This window comes from Kitasatospora sp. NPDC094015, from assembly GCF_040304075.1.
Lineage (GTDB): Bacteria > Actinomycetota > Actinomycetes > Streptomycetales > Streptomycetaceae > Kitasatospora.
On record NZ_JBEOUL010000031.1, the window covers coordinates 11762 to 30535 of the forward strand.

Annotated in this window: 16 protein-coding genes; 8 read left to right on the plus strand and 8 right to left on the minus strand. The window is 75.6% G+C overall.

The genetic code is table 11. The features are described 5' to 3' along the window. Positions 1-11 precede the first annotated feature (11 nt). Positions 12-1760 carry a serine/threonine-protein kinase gene (locus tag ABT014_RS28245; RefSeq protein WP_350642030.1) on the minus strand — a complete coding sequence of 583 codons (1749 nt, stop codon included), beginning with the start codon at positions 1758-1760 and terminating at the stop codon, positions 12-14. Between the two features lie 238 nt (positions 1761-1998). After that, entirely contained in the window at positions 1999-2730 is a 732-nt protein-coding gene (locus tag ABT014_RS28250) for a (2Fe-2S)-binding protein (RefSeq protein WP_350642031.1), read from the minus strand. A gap of 142 nt (positions 2731-2872) precedes the next feature. Between ABT014_RS28250 and ABT014_RS28255 the strand changes: the two genes are divergently transcribed. From ABT014_RS28255 to ABT014_RS28290, 8 genes are all read left to right on the plus strand, one after another. Continuing rightward, positions 2873-3559 (plus strand): hypothetical protein, encoded by a 687-nt coding sequence (locus tag ABT014_RS28255; protein WP_350642032.1) that lies wholly within the window; start codon positions 2873-2875, stop codon positions 3557-3559. 123 nt (positions 3560-3682) lie between these two features. After that, positions 3683-3925, plus strand: coding sequence for a hypothetical protein (locus ABT014_RS28260; RefSeq protein ID WP_350642033.1), 243 nt, complete (start codon positions 3683-3685; stop codon positions 3923-3925). Between the two features lie 80 nt (positions 3926-4005). Next, the gene (locus ABT014_RS28265; protein ID WP_350642075.1) at positions 4006-6201 is read left to right on the plus strand and encodes a heavy metal translocating P-type ATPase; all 2196 of its coding nucleotides are present in this window, start codon (positions 4006-4008) and stop codon (positions 6199-6201) included. Continuing rightward, complete coding sequence (locus ABT014_RS28270) at positions 6198-6713, plus strand: copper chaperone PCu(A)C (RefSeq protein WP_350642034.1); 516 nt, start codon at positions 6198-6200, stop codon at positions 6711-6713. The genes ABT014_RS28265 and ABT014_RS28270 overlap by 4 nt, the downstream gene beginning before the upstream one ends. Before the next feature lie 295 nt (positions 6714-7008). Continuing rightward, positions 7009-7158, plus strand: coding sequence for a hypothetical protein (locus ABT014_RS28275; protein WP_350642035.1), 150 nt, complete (start codon positions 7009-7011; stop codon positions 7156-7158). Between the two features lie 69 nt (positions 7159-7227). Next, positions 7228-9066, plus strand: a complete 1839-nt coding sequence (gene asnB / locus ABT014_RS28280) for an asparagine synthase (glutamine-hydrolyzing) (RefSeq protein ID WP_350642036.1) — start codon at positions 7228-7230, stop codon at positions 9064-9066. Positions 9067-9083: 17 nt separating this feature from the next. Next, on the plus strand, positions 9084-10373 hold the full coding sequence (locus ABT014_RS28285) for a cytochrome P450 family protein (RefSeq protein WP_350642037.1): 1290 nt from the start codon (positions 9084-9086) through the stop codon (positions 10371-10373). A 101-nt stretch (positions 10374-10474) separates the two neighbouring features. After that, positions 10475-11458, plus strand: coding sequence for an L-tyrosine/L-tryptophan isonitrile synthase family protein (locus tag ABT014_RS28290; RefSeq protein WP_502895119.1), 984 nt, complete (start codon positions 10475-10477; stop codon positions 11456-11458). Here ABT014_RS28290 and ABT014_RS28295 read toward each other — a convergent pair. The 6 genes from ABT014_RS28295 to ABT014_RS28320 form a co-directional block, all read right to left on the minus strand. Further along, the gene (locus ABT014_RS28295; RefSeq protein ID WP_350642039.1) at positions 11433-12560 is read right to left on the minus strand and encodes an FAD-dependent oxidoreductase; all 1128 of its coding nucleotides are present in this window, start codon (positions 12558-12560) and stop codon (positions 11433-11435) included. The two genes, ABT014_RS28290 and ABT014_RS28295, sit on opposite strands and share 26 nt — an antisense overlap. Positions 12561-12784: 224 nt before the next feature. Further along, positions 12785-13606 (minus strand): ABC transporter ATP-binding protein, encoded by an 822-nt coding sequence (locus ABT014_RS28300; protein ID WP_350642040.1) that lies wholly within the window; start codon positions 13604-13606, stop codon positions 12785-12787. Further along, positions 13603-14682 carry a FecCD family ABC transporter permease gene (locus tag ABT014_RS28305; protein ID WP_350642041.1) on the minus strand — a complete coding sequence of 360 codons (1080 nt, stop codon included), beginning with the start codon at positions 14680-14682 and terminating at the stop codon, positions 13603-13605. The genes ABT014_RS28300 and ABT014_RS28305 overlap by 4 nt, the downstream gene beginning before the upstream one ends. Continuing rightward, positions 14683-15756 (minus strand): ABC transporter substrate-binding protein, encoded by a 1074-nt coding sequence (locus ABT014_RS28310; RefSeq protein WP_350642042.1) that lies wholly within the window; start codon positions 15754-15756, stop codon positions 14683-14685. A 191-nt stretch (positions 15757-15947) separates the two neighbouring features. Further along, positions 15948-16862, minus strand: coding sequence for a lytic polysaccharide monooxygenase auxiliary activity family 9 protein (locus ABT014_RS28315; RefSeq protein ID WP_350642043.1), 915 nt, complete (start codon positions 16860-16862; stop codon positions 15948-15950). 288 nt (positions 16863-17150) lie between these two features. After that, positions 17151-18617, minus strand: coding sequence for an MFS transporter (locus tag ABT014_RS28320; RefSeq protein ID WP_350642044.1), 1467 nt, complete (start codon positions 18615-18617; stop codon positions 17151-17153). Positions 18618-18774 lie beyond the last annotated feature (157 nt).

An 18774-nucleotide genomic window follows, 5' to 3' on the forward strand; every position in this document is an offset into this window, starting at 1 on the left:
CCGCGTCGCGGTCAGTCGGACTTGTACACCTTGAGCACCTTGCCGGTGGCACCTGCGGTGAGGTAGCCGCCGCCGTTGTACTCGTTCGACAGGTAGTACCGCAGGGTGATCTCGTCGGCGAACCAGCCGTAGTCCACGATCACGTACCGCGACTTGGGGTCGGAGACGCCCAGCTCGGTCCGGGCGGTGGCCATCACGGTCGGGAGCTGGTTCCAGTCGATCTTGCTGAGGTCGACCGACTTGTCGTCGCTGTCCACGACCCCGCCGGGCTTGCTGGTGACCTTGCCGCCCCGGTAGTCGACGTCGTCGTAGTGCTTGGGGTTGTCCTTGGTCACCACCTTGGCACTGGCGTACTCCGGGTAGATCGTCATGTCGATGATCGTGGCGTTGCCGGTGGCCGAACGGATCGCCTCGACCAGGCTGCGCGCCCCGTCCGGGGTGAGCAGGTCCTTGGCGGCGGCGGGCGTGGCCTTCGCGGTGCTGCCCGCGGCGGGGGAGGCGCCGCCGCCGGGGTCGGCGGTGGTGCTACCGGTACCGCTCGTGCGCGGGGAGCTGCTGCTGACCTGCGGCGTCGACCCGGCGTCGTCGTGCGTGCCGGACTTCAGCAGCCCGTGGCTGAGCGACCAGCCCAGCAGGCCGACCGCCGCCACTCCGGCCACCGCCGCGGCCACCACCGGGCCGGTGCGCCGGCGCGCGGGTCGTACCGGCGCGCCCCACACCTGGTGGCCACCGGAGGGGTGGCCGGGCGGGGTGCCGTACCCGGGCATGCCGTAGCCGGACGTGCCGTAGCCGGGCACCTGGTCGGTCGGGCCGGTGGGGTAGGGCACGCCGCCGTTGAGCTGGGTGGACGCGTACGGGGCTGCGCCGTTCAGCTGGGTGGGCGAGAACGTCGACCCGCCACCGCCATGGGTGCCGTCGATGCCCTGCTCGGCCGCCGCGAACAGCCGGTCGAGCTGGGCGGCATCCGGGCGGACGGCCGGGTCGCGGGCCAGCAGCGCGGCCAGCGTGGCGCCGAGCGGACCGGAGCGCACCGGCGGCGGCAGCGGCTCGTCCAGCACCGCGGCCAGCGTCGCGATGCTGGTGGCGCGGCGCAGCGGGTGGTGGCCCTCGACGGCGACGTACAGCATCATGCCGAGCGACCAGAGGTCGGAGGACGGGTTGCCCTCCTGGCCGCGGATCCGCTCGGGGGCGATGAACTCGGGCGAGCCGATCAGCGAGCCGGTCGCGGTCAGGCTGGTCGACTCGCTCAGCGCGGCGATGCCGAAGTCGGTCAGCACGGGGGTGCCGTCGGGGCGCAGCAGCACGTTGGCCGGTTTCACGTCGCGGTGCTGGATGCCCGCGGCGTGGGCCGCGCGCAGCGCCGAGAGCACGCCGCGGCCGATCCGGGCGGCCTCCTGCGGGGAGAGCGGGCCCTGGTTGATCCGGTCGTGCAGCGAGCCGCCGGTCACCAGCTCCATCACCAGCCAGGGGTGGGGAAGTTGGGCGTTGTCCACGATGTGGTAGATGATCACCACGTTGGGGTGCTGGAGCCGGGCCAGCGCCTGGGCCTCGCGCAGCACCCGCTCGCGCAGCTCGAAGGCCGCGGCGGGGTCGGCGGCGAGCATCGCCGGGTCCGGCGGGCGGACCTCCTTGAGCGCCACCTCGCGCTGCAGCACGGTGTCCCGGGCCCGCCAGACCAGACCCATGCCGCCGCCGCCGAGCCGCTCCAGCAACTCGAAGCGGCCGTCGATGAGCTGGGCGCCTGGCCCCCCTGTAGTCATGGCGGTCATCGTAGGGGCTCGGGCGGACAGCTTCCGAACGAGGCACCGAGGAGCCGCGGCGACAGGCCTGGTTGCGGCTCCGGTCGTGTGCGGCCGGCCGCCCCGGCCCCGGGTGCAGCACTGCTCGGCTGCTCGGGGCAACCCATCGGGGGGAACTGCGCGGAGCGGCAGGCTGCGGTCCTGGCACGTCCGGTTCGCGCAGTTCCCCGCGCCCCTGGGGGCTGATCCCCGAAGTGGTTCAGCGGGTGGTGGGCGGGCGGGTCGGTGGGCGGTCCAGTGCGCAGTCCCCGCACAGGCCGCCGCCCGGCACCCGGTAGTAGAGGCAGCAACTGGTCCGGCGGAAGCCCGGGGCGGCCGACCAGGTGTCCTCCAGGGGTGATCGGTGGAGCAGATGGGTCATCAGATCGGTTGCCCGTTGCATCGCTTGACGATCCGTCAGATGACCGAGCAGGATCCGGTGCGAGCCGACCAGTGCGGAGGCGGCGTTGCCCCGCAGCAGCTGTTCGGCGACCGGGGCCACCGACCGTACGGCCGCGCCGAGCGGCTCCAGCACGCCCAGCACGGTGTGCCGGTGCAGGGCGTCCACCGGGTCGCCGGTGACGGCGGCCGCGCCCGGGGAGGGCAGCCACAGGTCCAGCGGGCCGCCGGGCGGCAGGCGCACGTGCGCGCGGTCCGGATCGAGGTCCGCCACGCCGCCGAAGGCCGCCACCCCGAGGGCCACCGACCAGATCCGGGCCGCCAGCCCGAGGTGGACCACGGACGCCGCCACCCTGGGCTCGGCGGTGCGCAGCTGCGTCGCGGCGTGCCGGATCCGGCGGGCCAGGTCGGTGTCCGGCCCGGGCCGGTGGAGTTCGCGCAGCGGCCGGAACCCGTCCGGCGGCCGGTCGGAGACCTCGACCTGGAAGTACGGCCCGACGGCTCCGACCCGGCGGAGCACCTCGGACGCGGGGAAGCCGGCCGGTTCATGCACGGACGCCATGGTGGCACAGCGCGCCCCGGCGCCGGCCCCCGGCACCGGCCGCGCCGGACCCCTGGCGTGCGGGTCCGGGCGCTCACGGCCCGTCAGGCCGCTGCCGGGCGCGGCCGTTCGGCCGTGTCATGATGGGCCCGCCATGTGCCCGTCGACGCGGTTGCGCCTGCTGCGCGCCCTCCTGTTCGCCGGGGTCTGCACGACCCTCGGCGCCCTCGGGCATGCGCCGGCCGGCGGCGGTCGGGCACCGTGGGCGGCCGTCCTGACCGGCGGGGTGCTGGCCTTCGGCGCCGCCCTGGCGGCCGCCGGGCGCGAGCGCGGGCCGCAGGCCGTCACGGCCGCCGTCCTGGGCTCGCAGCTCGGACTGCACCTGTGGTTCGCCGCCTGGCCGCCCGCGGCCGCGCCGCCCGATCCGGCCAGGCTGCTGTTGGACCGGCTGCTCTGCCCGGCCGGATCGCACCTGAGCGTCCCCGCCGAGCAGGTGCCCGAACTGCTGCGCGCGGCCGGCCTCGACCCCGGCCGGTTCGCGCCGCCCGCGACCGGCCACCCGATGACGGACTGGCGGATGGCCGCCGCCCACCTGTTGGCCGCGCTGGCCTGCGCCTGGTGGCTCCGGCAGGGCGAGGCCGCCCTCTTCCGCACCCTCCCGGACCTGCGCACGGCCCGCCGGCTGCGGCTGCCCGCGCTCCTGCTGGCCGCGGCCGGCCGTGCCCCGGTGCCGCCGCGCCCGGGGCGGGTGGTGCAGCGGGCCTGGGCGCCGTACCGCCCGCCGCTGCTGCGGCACTCGCTGGCCGGCCGGGCACCGCCGCCCGTCGCCCCGGCGGTCTGAGACCGCCGGCCCGGATCTCCCTCCTCCCCGTGCCGGACGGCGCCGGGCGCTGCCCGCGGCTGCCCCGGCACGGGTCCCTTCCGGCCGCCCGCGGGCGGCCGACTCCTGCTGGAGAGCGTTGAGATGAGCGGTACGAGGATCGAACGGTTCGGCCCCGCCGGGGTGCTGGCCGGGTTCGCGCTGGTGCTGGCCCTGGTGTTCGGCGCCGGGTACGGCCTGGGGGCGGCGGTGGGACCGGTCGCCCCCGGCCTGGCCCCCGCCGGGCCTGACCGGGACGGCCACGGCGACGGCGACGGCGGGCCGGGTGACGGCATGACGATGGGCGCGCCGGCCCCGTCCGGCGCCGCGCCGGTGGTGGCCCGGTGAGCGGCGGTGCGGCGGGTGCCGCGGTCCCGCAGGCGGCGCCGGCGGACGAGGTGGTGACCACCGACCTGGTGGTGGGCGGGATGACCTGCGGCGCCTGCGTGGCCCGGGTGGAGAAGCGGCTGGCCCGGCTGCCCGGGGTGAGCGCCGGCGTCAACCTGGCGACCGGCCGGGCCCGGGTGCTGCACCCCGGGTCGGTCGGGCCGGATCAGCTGGTGGCGGCGGTCGAGGCCGCCGGGTACCGGGCCGAGCTGCCGGTCGGCCCGGCGCCGGCGGCGGCGCCGCGCGAGGATCTGGTGCCCGCCCGGCAGCTCGCGGTGGTCGCGGCGCTGGCCGTGCCCGTGATCGTGCTGGCGATGGTGCCGGGCCTGCAGTTCGCCGGCTGGCAGTGGGTCAGCGCGGCGCTCGCCCTCCCGGTGGTGACCTGGGGTTCGGCGGGCTTCCACCGGCGGGCCTGGCAGGGCCTGCGGCACGCCACCGGCACGATGGACAGCCTGGTCAGCCTCGGCGTGCTGGCCTCGGCCGGCTGGTCCGCGTACGCGCTGCTGGCCGGCGGCGCGGGTGCGTGGGGGATGCGGATGCCGTTCTCGCTGACCGCCCGGGCCGGGGAGGCGCACATCTACCTGGAGGCGGCGGTCGGGGTGCCGCTGTTCGTGCTGTGCGGGCGCTGGCTGGAGGGCAGGGTCCGGGACCGTACCGGGGCCGCGCTGCGGGCCCTGGCCGAACTCGGCGCCAAGGACGTCGGCGTGCTGGAGGACGGCGTCGAGCGCCGGATCCCGGTGGACCGGCTGCTGCCCGGGCAGCGGTTCGTGGTCCGGCCGGGCGAGAAGGTGGCCACCGACGGGGTGGTGGTCGAGGGCGGCTCCGCGCTCGACCTGTCGCTGCTGACCGGGGAGAGCATGCCGGTCGAGGTCGGCCCCGGCGACCGGGTGGCCGGCGCCACCCTGAACGTGGGCGGCCGGCTGCTGGTCCGGGCCACCGCGGTCGGCCGGGACACCCGGCTGGCCCGGATCACCGAGCTGGTGACCGAGGCCCAGACCGGCAAGGCCAAGGCCCAGCGGCTGGCCGACACGGTGGCAGGCGTGTTCGTGCCGTGTGCGCTGGCGATCGCCGTCACCGTGCTGGGCTTCTGGCTCGGCGCCGGCGCCGACCCGGCCGCGGCGACCACCGCGGCCGTCGCCGTGCTCGTGGTGGCCTGCCCGTGCGCGCTCGGCCTGGCCACCCCCACCGCGCTGCTGGCGGCCACCGGCCGCGGCGCCGAGCTGGGCGTCCTGGTCCGGGGCCCGGAGGTGCTGGAGAGCCTGCGGCGGATCGACACCGTCGTGCTGGACAAGACCGGGACGCTCACCACCGGCCGGATGGAACTGCTGGAGACGGTGACCGTGCCCGGTGCCGACCCGGACCAGGTGCTCCGGCTGGCGGGCGCGCTGGAGAGCCACTCCGAGCACCCGATCGGCCGGGCCGTCACGGCGGCGGCCCGGCACCGCTTCGGCGAGCAACTGCCCCCGGTGCACGGCTTCGCCGCCGAGACCGGCACCGGCGTACGCGGCGAGGTGGACGGCGTCGCGGTGCGGGTGGTGCGGGCGGGTGCGGCCGCCGGACTGCCGGCCGGCCCGGCCGCCGCACTGGACCGGGCCGAGGCCGCCGGCCGTACCGCGGTCGTGGTGGAGCTGGCCGGGGCGCCCGCCGCGCTGCTGGTGGTCGGCGACAGCCTGCGGCCGGGCAGCTACCGCACCGTGCACCGGCTGCGCGGCATCGGCCTGACCCCGGTGCTGGCCACCGGCGACGGGCCCGGCGCGGCCCGCGCGGCCGCCGAGCACCTGGGCATCGCCGAGGTGCACGCCGGGGCCGGCCCCGAGCGCAAGGCCGAGCTGGTCGCCGAACTGCGGGCGGCCGGCCGGACGGTGGCGGTGGTCGGGGACGGGGTGAACGACGCCGTGGCACTCGCCGCGGCCGACCTGGGGGTGGCGCTCGGCTCGGGCACCGATGCCGCGATCGGCGCCGCCGGGCTGACCGTGGCCGGTGGCGGGATCGAGTCCGTGGTGGACGCCGTGCTGCTGGCCCGCCGGACGCTGGCGACCGTCCGGACCAACCTCTGCTGGGCGTTCGGCTACAACGTGGTGCTCATCCCCCTCGCCGCGCTCGGGCTGCTCAACCCGATGCTGGCGGGCCTGGCGATGTCGGCCAGCTCGGTGCTGGTGGTCGGCAACAGCCTGCGGCTGCGCACCTGGCGGCCCGCGCCCGCCCGCCGACCCGCCGGGACGGGGGCCCGCCGATGAGGACGGCCGGCGGACGCCGGCTCCGGATACCCGCGCAACGGCTGGCCCCGGTCGGCGCGGCCGCCGTCACCCTGGCGATCCTCGGCGGCTGGGTGGGCCTCGGCGGGGCCGGCCGGGACCGGCCGCTGCGGGTCGGGCCCGGCTGGGTGCTGATCGGCACCGGCGCGGACCCGGCGGCGACCGCCGCCTTCTTCACCGTGCGCAACCCCGGCGACGTGCCGGACCGGCTGACCGGCGCCAGCACGGCGGCGGCCGAGCGGGTGGTGCTGAGCCGGCACGTCCACCGGGACGGCGGCGCCCGCCCGGCCGAGGCCGGGGCGCTGACCGTGCCGGGCCGCGGGGCACTGGCGATGGACCTGATGGGCGCCGACCTGGTGCTGATCCGGCCGCAACGCCTCACCGAGGGGCAGCGGGTGGAGTTCGTGCTCCACTTCCGGCGCGGCGGGGACGTGCGGGTGACGGCCGTCGCGGTCACCGCGCAGCGGCTCTCCGGGCTGCTCGCTGCCGGCTGACCCTCCGGCCGGGGTGCCCCGGAAGAAATCCGCGATCCGTCCGGAACTCTCCCGCCCCGGCGCGCGACTGGTGTGACGGGTGCCGCGGACCGGCGGCGCCCGTCACCTCGGGAGGGCTGTCGGTGCCGGCATGCGGCCAGGAGTCATCACCACCGGGCGGCCCGTACCTGCGGGTCGACCGGGTCGACCGACGATCGCTGCGGACGGCTTCGCGCTCTGCCCGGCGGCCGATGCCACCGCCTCCGGCGCGTCCCGGCCGATCGGCGCGCGGAGTGTCCAACGCTGCGTCGCCGCGGTGCTGTTCGTCCTGCTGCCGGTGCCGGTGCCGGTCGCCACCGCCGTACGGCGGGCCCGTGCGACGAGTGTGCCCACCACGCTCGGCCTGCCCGGCCTGCGCGCGGCCGCGCCACCGGCGTCCATCGGCAGCAGACCCACCGGCCCCTGAGCCCGCGCCCCGTTCGCCGTCCGTCTCCCGCGCACACCCCCGCTCTCCGCCCCAGAAGGGAACCTCCGCATGTGCGGAATCACCGGGTGGGTCTCCTTCCACCAGGACCCGACCCGCCAGGCCGCCGTCGTCGAGGCGATGACCGCCACCCTCGCCCGCCGCGGCCCCGACGGCGCCGGCTGCTGGCTCGGCCCGCACGCCGCGCTCGGCCACCGCCGGCTGTCCGTGATCGACCTGGCGGGCGGCGCCCAGCCGATGGCCGACCGCCCGCAGCAGCCGGCCGCGGTGCTCAGCTACAGCGGCGAGGTCTACAACCACCACCGGCTGCGCGCCGAACTCCGCCGCGCAGGCCACGAGTTCCGCACCCGTAGCGACACCGAGACGGTCCTGCGCGGCTATCTCGAATGGGGTGACTCGGTGGTCGACCGGCTGGAGGGGATGTACGCGTTCGCGATCTGGGACACCCGCCGCGAGCGGCTGCTGCTGGTCCGCGACCGGCTCGGCGTCAAGCCGCTGTACTGGGCCGAGGTCGACGGCGGGCTGGTCTTCGGCTCCGAACCCAAGGCCCTGTTCGCCCACCCGGAGATCACCCCGCGGGTCGACGCCGACGGGCTGCGCGAGGCCTTCGGCCTGGTGTTCGGCACCGGCCCCACGCTGTGGGCCGGAGTCCGTGAACTCCCGCCCGGCGCCCTGCTCACCCTCGACCGCACCGGGCGGCGCGAGCAGCAGTACTGGCAGCTGACCGCCCGGCCGCACACCGACGACCGCGACGACACCGTCGAACGGGTCCGCTCGCTGGTCAACCGCACCGCCAGGGCGCAGCTCGAGGCCGACGTCCCGCTCTGCAGCCTGCTCTCCGGCGGCATCGACTCCACCGTGCTCACCGCCCTCGCCGCCGACGAGCTCCGCCTCGCCGAGGGCCCCGGGGCCCGGCTGCGCTCGTACGCCGTCGACTACAGCGACCAGGCCGAGCGGTTCACCCAGGACGAGCTGCGCACCGGCCACGACGCCCCGTTCGCGGCCGAGGCCGGCGCCCACATCGGCACCGACCACGCCACCGTCGTGCTCGACCCGCGCAGCCTGCTGGATCCGGCCCACCGCCGCGCCGTGGTGGAGTGCCGGGATTCGCCGATCGGGGTCGGCGACATGGACACCTCGCTCTTCCTGCTGTTCGGCCGGATCCGGGAGCACTCCACGGTGGCGCTCTCCGGCGAGGCGGCGGACGAAATATTCGCCGGTTATCCGTGGTTCCACACCCCGGCGGCCGTGCGCGCGCGGACCTTCCCCTGGCTGCTGGTGACCGGCGACGAGGCGGCGGTGCCGCTCGAACCGGGGCTCGCCGCCACGCTGCGGATCCCCGAGTTCCGCGCGGACACCTACCGCGACGCGCTGGCCGCCGTCCCGCACCTGCCGGACGAGAGCCCGACCGAGCACCGCCAACGCGAGCTCCAACATCTCGCGCTGACCCGCTGGCTGCGCCAACTGCTGCACCGCAAGGACCGGTTGAGCATGGCGCAGGGCCTGGAGGTGCGGGTGCCGTTCTGCGACCACCGGCTGGTCGAGTACGCCTTCGGCACCCCGTGGGCGCTGAAGAGCTTCGACGGCCGGGAGAAGAGCCTGCTACGGGCCGCCGCCACCGGACTGGCACCCGACTCGGTGCTGCACCGGCCCAAGAACCACTACCCCGCCACCCACCACCCCGCTTACAACAGCGGTCTGCAGGCGATGGCCCGCGACGCACTGGACGCCCACCACGGCCAGGTCCGCGGGATCGTCGACGCGAACGCGGTCAAGGCCACCCTGGACACCCCGCCGGAGCAGCTCACCTGGGGCCACCGGCTCCGCCTGGAGCGCGTGGTCGACCTGGCCCTGTGGCTCGACCACCACCGCCCCCAGCTGACCCTCTGACCCCACCGGAGCCCGCCATGACCGAACCCACCACCCCCGCCGCGACCGGCTGCCCGCTCGGGCACGGCGCCCCGTCGCGCCTCGAACCGGCCGAGCCCGTGCCGCTGTTCGGCCAGGCGTACAAGCGCGACCCCTACCCGCTCTACCGCGAGCTGCGCGCGGCCGGGCCGGTGCACCGGGTGCGCTTCCCCAGCGGGGTCGCCGCCTGGCTGGTCACCGGATACCGGGCCGCGTACGAGACCCTCAACGACCCCCGGCTCGGCAAGAACCACCGCCTGGGCAACGCCAGTTGGCGCCGGCTCGCGTCGATCATGCCCGAGCCGCAGCACTCCCGGCTCCAGGTGCACCTGCTGCACCAGGACCCGCCCCGGCACACCACCATGCGCCGGCTGCTGCTGGACGCCTTCGCGCCGCGCCGGATCGAGCAGCTCCGCCCGCGCATCCAGGAGATCGCCGACGCGCTGGTGGACGCGCTGCCGGCCACCGGCGGGGCCGACCTGGTCCGGGACTTCGCGGCCCGCTTCCCCTTCCAGGTGCTCGCCGAAGTCATCGGCCTGCCACCGGAGTCGGCGTCCCGGTTCGACCGCGACTGGGGCAAGGTGGTCCAGCCCGTCGGCCCCCGCGACCCGGGCCGGCCCGCGTACGAGGGCCGGCTGCGCGCACTCCAGGCGTACATCGCGCAGGTGGTCGCCCGGAAGCGGGCCGAGCCCGCCGACGACCTGCTCGGCCGGCTGGTCGCGGCCCGGGACGACGGCACGCTGAGCGCCGCCGAACTGGACTCCATGGTCTTCCAGTTGCTGGTCGCCGGCCAGGAGCCCGTCACCAACCAGCTCGGCACCATGCTGGTCACCCTGCTGCGCCACCCCGAGCAGCTCGCCCGATTGCGCGCCGAACCCGCACTGCTGCCCTGGGCGGTCGAGGAACTCCTGCGCCACGACAGCGCGTTCGAGCTCACCACCTGGCGGTTCTTCGCCACCGACAGCGACCTGCACGGCACCCGGATCCCGGCCGGCGACTCGGTGATCGTCTCGCTCTGCGCGGCCAACCGGGACCCGGAGCGGTTCCCGGCGGCCGACCTGCTGGACCTCGACCGCACGCCCAACCCCCACCTGGCCTTCGGCCACGGGATCCACTTCTGCCCCGGCGCCGCCCTGGCCCGCGCCGAACTGCAGATCGCCCTCACCACCCTGCTCGGGCGCCTCGGCGGGCTGCGCGCCGCCGTCGCGGACACCGAACTCCGGTGGATCCCGGCCGTGCTGGCCCGCGGCGTCGACCGCCTCCCGGTCCACTACGACCGCCGGAGCTGACCGCCACCCGCCCGCCCGACCCTCCGCCCGCCCCGCCCATTCGCTGCGCCAGGTGCCCCCGCGCCCGGGCGCCGTCCCGACCTGCCCCCGTGGAGGACCGCATGCCGTCCCGTGCCGCCGTGACCCCACGCCCGACCGCCCGCCGCCCCGCGGCCGAGCGGATCAGCGGCGAGATCCTCGAACTGCTGCTCCCGTACCGCCGCGCCGCGGACCCCGGCACCCCCGCCCCGGCCGCGGCCTTCCCGGTCCAGCTGCGGCGGACCGCCGCCTTCGTCGCCGCCGGACGGCCGGTGCTGCTCACCCTGCCCGGATTCCCCTGCAAATCGCCCAACCCCCGCAAGGTGCTCGGTCATCTGCCCGACGAGGGCGAGCGGTTGGCGCTCGGCTTCCTGAACCGGCTGTGCGAGCGGATCGCCGAGGTGCACCCGCCCGGCGCCCGGCTGGTGATCTGCTCGGACGGCCACGTCTTCGGCGACCTGGTCCGGGTGCCCGACGAGCACATCGACGCCTACGCCGACGAGCTCACCGCGATGATCCGCCGCGCCCGACTGCACCACCTCACCACCTTCGACCTGCGCCAGGTGCTCGGCGACCTGCCGCACCCGGACAAGCGCGCGCTGGTGCACGCCCGGTACGCGCCCACCCTGGACGAGGTGCGCGCCGAGGTGCGGTCCGATCCGGTGGCCACCGGCCTCTACCGGGGCATCACCCGCTTCCTGGTGGACGACACCGCCGACTTCGGCGGCACCGCATCGGCACTCCAGCGCGAGTGCCGGCGCCGCGCGTACGGGGTGATCCGGCGCAGCCGCGCCTGGGGGGCGCTGATCGCGGAGCGGTATCCCGAGGCGGTGCGGCTGTCGATCCACCCGCAGCCGGTCGGCGCCGCCAAGTTCGGCATCCGGCTGCTCGACCACCGCGACGCCTGGGCCACCCCCTGGCACGCCGCCGTCCTGCACCGGGCCGACGGTGCCTGGGAGTTGATGCACAGCTCGCACGCCGAGCAGCTCGGCACCCTGGCCCACCGCGACGGCCGCCCCAGCCATTTCGAGGAGACCGGCGCTACCCGCCGTGCGGGGTGTAGGTGAAGAAGTCGATGACGTCCTGGAGCGCGGGGTTGTCGACGGTTTCGCCCGCGGTGGTGGGGCCGTGGGTGGCCGAGCGGAGGAACATGGCGCGTTCGTGGGCGGCGATCGCCACGTCCGGCTCGTCAGGGTGCGCGGCGAGGGCCTCGGCGAGTTCGGCCCCGTCGAGCATGGCGAGGTTGGCGCCCTCGCCGTCGGGCGGCGAGAGGTGGGCGGCGTCGCCGACCAGGGTGGCACCGGACACGGGCTCCCAGCGGTGGGGGATCGGCAGGGTGTGGACGGGGCGGAAGAGCGGCGGGGTGTCGCTCGCGCTGATCAGCGCGGTGAGGTCCGGGGCCCAGCCGTCGAACTCGCGCAGGATGCCGGCGGTGGCCGCGGCGGGGTCGGCGAAATCGATGGCGTCGAACCATTCGCGCGGCTTGCGCAGCGCGACGTAGGTGTGCAGCGTGGAGCCCTTCTCACGGTGCGCGCCGAGTTGCCTCTCGCCGGGGTCGATGGCGAACATCCCTCCGCCGCCGACCAGTTCGGCGGCCGCGGGGTGGCGGCTGTCCGCGTCGTACAGGTAGGTCTCGACGAAGGACATGCCGCTGTACCGGGGCACGGCGGGGGAGAGCAGCGGCCGGACCCGGGACCAGGCGCCGTCCGCGCCGACGAGCACGGCGGTGGTCACGGGCGGATGGTCGGTGAAGCTCACCTCGTGGCGGCCCGCGCCCAGCGGGCGGACGCCGCTGACCTTGTGACCCCAGTGGACCGTCCCCTGCGGGAGCGAGTCGAGGAGCATCCGGCGCAGGTCGCCGCGCTGGATCTCGGGACGTCCGCCGGTGCCGTCGTCGTCCTGCTCGTAGCGCACGTTCGCGTTCCGGTCCAGGATGCGCATGGCCTGGCGGCCGTGGAGGACGAGGGCGCGGAACTCGTCGTCGAGGCCGGCGGCGCGCAGGGCGATCCGGCCGTTGTGGTCGTGGATGTCGAGGAGGCCGCCCTGCGGACGCGCGATCGGGGAGGCGTCGGCCTCGTAGACGGTGGAAGTGATGCCGTGGACGTGCAGGACCCGGGCGAGGGTGAGGCCGCCGAGTCCGGCGCCGATGATCGTGACGTCGGTGGTCATGATGGCTCCTTGGCTGGTCGCCGCCGGCCGGGAGGGTGCCCGGCCGGCTCTGCACCCAAGGTTCCGGGGCCGTGCTGACACCCCACCGGCACCGTGCTCACAGCACCGGCAACCGGCTGACATCCGGACGCCACCCGGCTGACAGCCCCGACAGTGCTCGGGTGGCCCGTCGCTCGCCCGGTTCCGTGACCAGGTGCGGAGGCCCTCTCCGTGCCCACCGCGCGTCAGTCCGTGGCACGACCGCCGATCCGACGATCGGAAGAAGTGCCCTGGCCGGCGGGGGTGCGGTGGTCGAAGGCGATCAGCGGGTCGCCGGTGAGCGGGTGGTCCACGACTGCGGCCCGGACGCCGAACACCTCGGCGAGCAGTTCGGGGGTGAGCACCTCGCGCGGTGGCCCGGACGCCACCAGGGTGCCCCGGTGCAGCACGTGCAGGCGGTCGCAGAGCGATGCTGCGGCGTTCAGGTCGTGCAGGGCCACCAGCGTGGTGCGGCGCTGGGCGCGCAGCAGCGCGAGCAGCTCCACCTGGTGCCGGACGTCGAGGTGGTTGGTCGGTTCGTCCAGCACCAGGACGTCGGGCTCCTGCGCGAGCGCCCTGGCCAGCAGCACCCGCTGCCGCTCGCCGCCGGAGAGCTGGGCGAACGGGCGGTCCGCGTGGTCCCGCAGGCCGACCCGGGCCAGCGCCTCCGTCACCGCCGTCCGGTCCGCGGCGCTGCGGGCGGCGAACGCCCGCTGGTACGGGAGCCGGCCGAGTTCCACCACCTCGCCGGCGGTCAGCTCGAAGTCCCCGCCGCGCTCCTGCGGCAGGGCCGCGACGTGCCGGGCGGACTCGGCGGGGGAGAGGCGGGCCAGCTCGCGGCCGTCCAGCAGGATCCGGCCCGCGCGCGGCGCGAGGTGCCGGTAGACGGTGCGCAGCAGGGTGGACTTGCCGCTGCCGTTGGGGCCGACCAGTCCGGCGATCTCGCCGTGGTCGGCGACCAGGTGGACGCCGGCGACCACGGTCCGGCCGGCCAGCGCGACGTGCACGTCCTCCAGGGCGATCCTCACCCGTGCTCCAGTCGTCGGTCCAGCAGGTAGAGCAGGGCGGGTGCGCCGATCAGTGCGGTGACCACGCCGATCGGCAGCTCCTGGGTGTCCAGGGCGGTGCGGGCGACGGTGTCGACCACCACCAGCAGGACGGCGCCGGTGAGCGCGGACAGCGGCAGCAGCCGGCGGTGGTCGGCGCCGCACAGCAGCCGGCACACGTGCGGGACCATCAGCCCGACGAAGCCGATCGCGCCGGAGACCGCGACCAGCACGCCGGTCACCATGCTGGTGACCACGAAGAGTTCGCGCCGCAGCCGGGTCACCGGCACGCCGACGCCGGCGGCGGTCTCGTCGCCCATCAGCAGGGCGTTCAGGCTCCGGGCGCGGGCCAGCAGGACGGCGAGCGCGGCCGGCACGGCGGCCGCGGGTACGACGAGCGTGCTCCAGGTGGCGCCGCCGAGGCTGCCCATCAGCCAGAACAGCACGCCGCGGGTCTGCCGCTCGTCCCCGGCCCGGAGCACCAGGTAGCTGGTGAAGCCGGCCAGGAACTGGCCGATCCCGACGCCCGCCAGCACCAGCCGCAGCGGGGCGAATCCGCCGCCGCGCCGGGCCACCGCCCAGACCAGGGCGAAGGCGCCGAGCGCGCCGAGGAAGGCGGCGGCGCCGATCCCGACCCCGGCCAGGGCGCCGCCCGCCGTGCCGAGCACGATGACGGCGACCGCGCCGAGCGAGGCGCCGGAGGAGATCCCCAGCAGGTACGGGTCGGCGAGCGGGTTGCGGACCAGGGCCTGGACGGCCGCGCCGACCAGGCCGAGCCCGGCACCGACCAGCGCGGCCAGCAGCGCGCGCGGGACGCGCAGCTGCCAGACGATCAGGTCCCTGGTCCCCGGCAGTGGCGCGCGCCCGGTGAGCCGGCGGGCGACCACCGACCAGACCTCGCCGGGCGGCAGGTCGACCGGGCCGAGCGAGACGGCCGCGGTGAGCGCGGCCAGCAGGGCGAGTGCGAGCACGGCGGCCGCCCAGCCCGCCGGGATCCGGCGGGCGCGCCGCCCGGCGCCGCTCGCCGGTGGCCGGTACGAGGTGCTGGGGGCGGCCATTCAGTTGCCGCCCGCGACCAGGTCGGGGTGGATCGCCGCGGCGATCCGCCGTACGGTGTCGGCGTTGCGGGTGCCGGCGATGGTGGTGGCCTCGGAGCCGATCCGCAGCAGGTGGCCCTGCTGGACCGCGGCCAGGCCCTTGGTGGCGGGGAACTCGCGCAGGAACCGCTCCGCGGCTCCGTACGCCTCGGCGTTGGCCGCCTCGCTGCCGCGGTCGCGGACCGCGAGCTGGATCCAGTCCGGGTTCCTGGCCACCACGTCCTCCCAGCCGACCGGCCGGAAGTCGGCGTCGCAGTCGGCGAAGACGTTGCGTGCGCCGGCCAGCGTGATCGCGGCGTTGCCGACCTGCCGGTTGCACAGGGCGATCGGCTGCTGGGTGCCGGCGTCGAAGTCGAAGAAGAAGTAGCCCGGCCGCCGTTCGGCGGGCAGGTCGCGGAGGGCCGTGGTGACGGCGCGGGTGCCGGTCTCCATGGCCGTCACCAGCTCGGCGGCCTTCGGCCCGGTGCCGGTCAGGGCACCGAGCCGGCGGATGTCCTGCTCGACCTCGGCGAGGTCGGTGCGCGGTCCCTTCGCGGTGGCGGCGCAGGCGGTGGAGAGCAGGAACACGTGCCGGATCCCGGCGGCCGTGAACTCCGCCTCGGTGGGGGCGTCGGCGGCGCCGCCCATCAGGTCCATCGCGCCGAAGGTGTCGAGGTAGGTGTCGGCGCCCGAGCCGAGCAGCTTCTCCTTGGCGATCCCCGTCCGGCCGAGCACCGGCACCTGGGCGCCCCGGGCGGCGAGGTCGGCCGGCAGGGTGCCGGGACCGGGCGGGAATCCGGTGCCGATCACCCGGTCGCCGGCGCCGAGCCGCAGCAGCATCTCCAGGGCGGAGGAGTTGCTGGTGACGATCCGGGCGGCCGGTGCGGTGAAGGTGGTCTCGCGGCCGGTGCAGTCCGCGAGCCGCACGGGGAAGGCGCTCGCGCCGGGGCCGGTCGGCGCGGGGGCGGCGGCGCCGCCTTCCGGACCGGCCGAGCAGGCGGTGGTGGCGAGCAGCGCGGCGGCTGCCGCCAGGCCGCGCAGGACGCGAGGACGCATGGGGACTCTCCTGATCTCCGGGGGAGGACGGGGCCGTGGTGGCCCTGGGGATCAGGTAGTCGTGCGGATCGGTGCCGGAGTTCCCGCCGGCTCGCGATCGGTGTCTCAGGGGTGGCGGAGGTGGCTCGCGGCGGCGCGGCCGCCGGGGCAGGGAAGAGCCCCGGCAGCCGCACCGCCGCAAGGTGCTGCGGTCAGGCGCGCTGGGCGACCGCGCCCGGGCGCCGGCGGTAGACGAACACCGCGGAGGCCGCCACCGACAGCAGTGCGGAGCCGCCGAGCACCAGCGAGCCGGTCGAGCCGCCGGTGAGGGTCGCCTCGGCCGCGCCGCCCTGCGGTCCGGCGGCCGCCTGGTGGTCGCCGCCGTGGCCCTGGTGGTCGACGGTCGAGCGGGTGTACCCGGCGGCGATCTGCTGCTCGGACGGCGCCTGCGGCTGGGCGAGCGGCTGGGCGCCGGCGAGCGCGGCGCTCTGCCCGTACTGGAGGTCCGAGCAGCCGTAGAAGGCCTCGGGGCTGTCGGTGCGCTGCCAGACCAGGTAGAGCAGCTGGCGGCCGGTGCGGCTGGGCAGGTTGCCGCTGAAGGTGTAGTAGCCGGAGGGGGCCGAGCGGCCGGTGGCGTACGTGGCGACCGGGTTGGCCAGGTCGAGGTCCGACCACTTCAGCGGCTTGGTCGCGTCGAAGCCGGTCCTGGTGACGTACAGCGTCATCACGCCCTGGTGCGGCGCGGTCACCCGGAAGTTGAAGTTGAAGGCGCCCGCGGCGACGGTGGTGGCCGGCCAGTCGGTGCGGGCCAGGTCGAGGGCCTTGTACTTGTCGCGGTTGGCCGAGCAGAGCTTCCCGTCCGGGATGATCTGCTGGCTCTGGCCGTTCGCGTTGGCGATGTTGACCTCGTTCCAGTCGTACAGCGGCTGGGTGCCGCTCATCGCGACGAGGTCCTTGCACACCTGGGACTTCGGGCTCTCGGGGCCTTCGGCGTAGCAGGACGCCACCCGGCTGACCGGGCCGTAGAGCGAACCGTGTGCGTTTGCGGTGCCGGCGGTGGCGGCGGCCGTCAGAAGGACGGCGGCGCCGACCACACCCGGGGCCAGGAGGCGGCGGGTTACGGACATGGGGGATCTCCTCGACGGTACTGCGGGCCTGGTGTGGGGGACGGGCACGTCTGCCCGGGGCCCCGGGGAGCGACCCCGGGGCAAGGCGGGGCGCGGACCCGGCGCGCAGCCTGGGCATGAGGGTACGATTGGCCTAGACCACCTGGCAATAGCCGTGACTACGCAGGGAGTTGACGGACCGTCCTACCTACCCTGCCGACCTGCGGGAAGGCCGGAAAACGGCCCGTGCGGCCCTCCGGGTCGGGAGGGCCGCACGGGCCGGATCGGTCAGGTCGGTGCGCGAGTGGCTCAGGCGGCGACCGGGGCCGGGCGGTCGGTGCCGTCCTCGGCCGGCGCGTCCGGGCCCGCCTCGGGGTGCGGCCGGGCGTGCTTGGGCAGCAGGAAGATCGCGCCGAACACGACGGCCAGCATGGCGATCTCGACCCCGAGCGTGATCTGCTCGGCGTGCACGAAGCTGCTGGTCTTGATCTGCTCGAAGAAGACCGTGCCGAGGATCGCGGTGCCGAGCGCGGCGCCCAGCTGCTGCACCGAGGTGAGGGTGCCCGAGGCGGAGCCGGTCTCGTGCGGCTCGACCGAGGCGAGCACGGTGTCGAAGAACGGCGCCATCACGAAGCCCATGCCGAGGCCGGTGACGGCGAGCGCCGGGGCCAGCTGCCAGGGGGTCACGTCGGTGCCGGCCAGCTGGAGGGTGAGGATCACGGCGCCGACGCCGAGCGCCATCACGATCAGGCCGCCGTGCATCACCTTGCGGCCGAACTTCAGCAGCGCCTGCGAGCTGACGAAGGCGATCACCATGCCGACGGAGGAGGGGATGCCGGCGAGGCCCGCCTTGAACGGCGAGTAGTGCAGGCCGATCTGGGTGTAGAGGCTGAAGGTCAGCCAGAAGCCGGTCATCGCCGAGAAGAAGGCGAGGCCGAGCACCATGCCGCCGCTGAAGCCGCGCTTGCGGAACAGGCTCGGCTCCACCAGCGGGTCGCCGCCGCGGTTGCTCTTGCGGTTCTCGAACCAGGCGAAGAAGGCGAACACCGCGATCGACAGGCCGATCAGGGCGAACGCCCAGGCCGGCCAGTCGTGCTCGCGGCCCTGCACCAGCGGGAAGACGATCAGCGCGGAGCCGAGCGCGGCCAGCAGCGCTCCGGCCAGGTCGAGCCGGACCGTCCGGGCGCTCTTCCACTCGGGCAGGAAGGCCAGGCCACCGGCGATCGCGAACAGGCCGAGCGGGATGTTGATCAGGAAGATCATGCGCCAGCCGGTGCCCCACAGGTCGGCGTCGACCAGCCAGCCGGCCAGGATCGGGCCGCCGACCGTGGACAGGCCCATCACGGGGCCGAACAGGCCGAACGCAGTGGCCTGCTCCTTCTCCGAGAAGATCTCCTTGAGGATGCCGAGGCCCTGCGGCAGCATCACGGCGCCCAGCAGGCCCTGGAAGACCCGCGCGGCGACCAGCTGGCCGGGCTCCTGGGCCAGGCCGCAGGCGACCGAGCCGAGGGTGAAGCCGACGGCGCCGATCAGGTACATCCGGCGGCGCCCGAAGATGTCGCCGAGCCGCCCGCCGGTGATCAGGCCGAGCGCCATCGCGAGGGTGTAGGCGGCGCCGAGCCACTGGATGGTGGTCTCACCGCCCCCGATGTCGGCCCGGATCGAGGGGGCCGCGATATTGGTGACCAGGGAGTCCAGGAGGTCCATGACCTCCGCGGCGAGGATGACGAACAGGGCCGCCCATCGCCATCTGTAGGGGGACTCGGTCGCGGTCATCTGGAACTCCCGGTAGGTCGAAGGCTTACCTGACGAACACTGTTCTACCGATCGACCACTGTTCTGTCAATACAGTGTTCGGCGTGGCGAACGGCGTTCGCGAGCTTTCGCACCCGTTCACCTGGGGAACGCTGTTCGTTCCGAGTACGATGTTCGC

Coding starts and splice junctions, on each gene's coding strand:
- ABT014_RS28310 (WP_350642042.1), bottom strand. CDS start 15,756: ATGCGTCCTCGCGTCCTGCGCGGCCTGGCGGCAGCCGCCGCGCTGCTC.
- ABT014_RS28315 (WP_350642043.1), bottom strand. CDS start 16,862: ATGTCCGTAACCCGCCGCCTCCTGGCCCCGGGTGTGGTCGGCGCCGCC.
- ABT014_RS28260 (WP_350642033.1), top strand. CDS start 3,683: ATGAGCGGTACGAGGATCGAACGGTTCGGCCCCGCCGGGGTGCTGGCC.
- ABT014_RS28305 (WP_350642041.1), bottom strand. CDS start 14,682: ATGGCCGCCCCCAGCACCTCGTACCGGCCACCGGCGAGCGGCGCCGGG.
- ABT014_RS28290 (WP_502895119.1), top strand. CDS start 10,475: ATGCCGTCCCGTGCCGCCGTGACCCCACGCCCGACCGCCCGCCGCCCC.
- ABT014_RS28270 (WP_350642034.1), top strand. CDS start 6,198: ATGAGGACGGCCGGCGGACGCCGGCTCCGGATACCCGCGCAACGGCTG.
- asnB (WP_350642036.1), top strand. CDS start 7,228: ATGTGCGGAATCACCGGGTGGGTCTCCTTCCACCAGGACCCGACCCGC.
- ABT014_RS28255 (WP_350642032.1), top strand. CDS start 2,873: ATGTGCCCGTCGACGCGGTTGCGCCTGCTGCGCGCCCTCCTGTTCGCC.
- ABT014_RS28320 (WP_350642044.1), bottom strand. CDS start 18,617: ATGACCGCGACCGAGTCCCCCTACAGATGGCGATGGGCGGCCCTGTTC.
- ABT014_RS28245 (WP_350642030.1), bottom strand. CDS start 1,760: ATGACTACAGGGGGGCCAGGCGCCCAGCTCATCGACGGCCGCTTCGAG.
- ABT014_RS28285 (WP_350642037.1), top strand. CDS start 9,084: ATGACCGAACCCACCACCCCCGCCGCGACCGGCTGCCCGCTCGGGCAC.
- ABT014_RS28295 (WP_350642039.1), bottom strand. CDS start 12,560: ATGACCACCGACGTCACGATCATCGGCGCCGGACTCGGCGGCCTCACC.
- ABT014_RS28265 (WP_350642075.1), top strand. CDS start 4,006: ATGACCTGCGGCGCCTGCGTGGCCCGGGTGGAGAAGCGGCTGGCCCGG.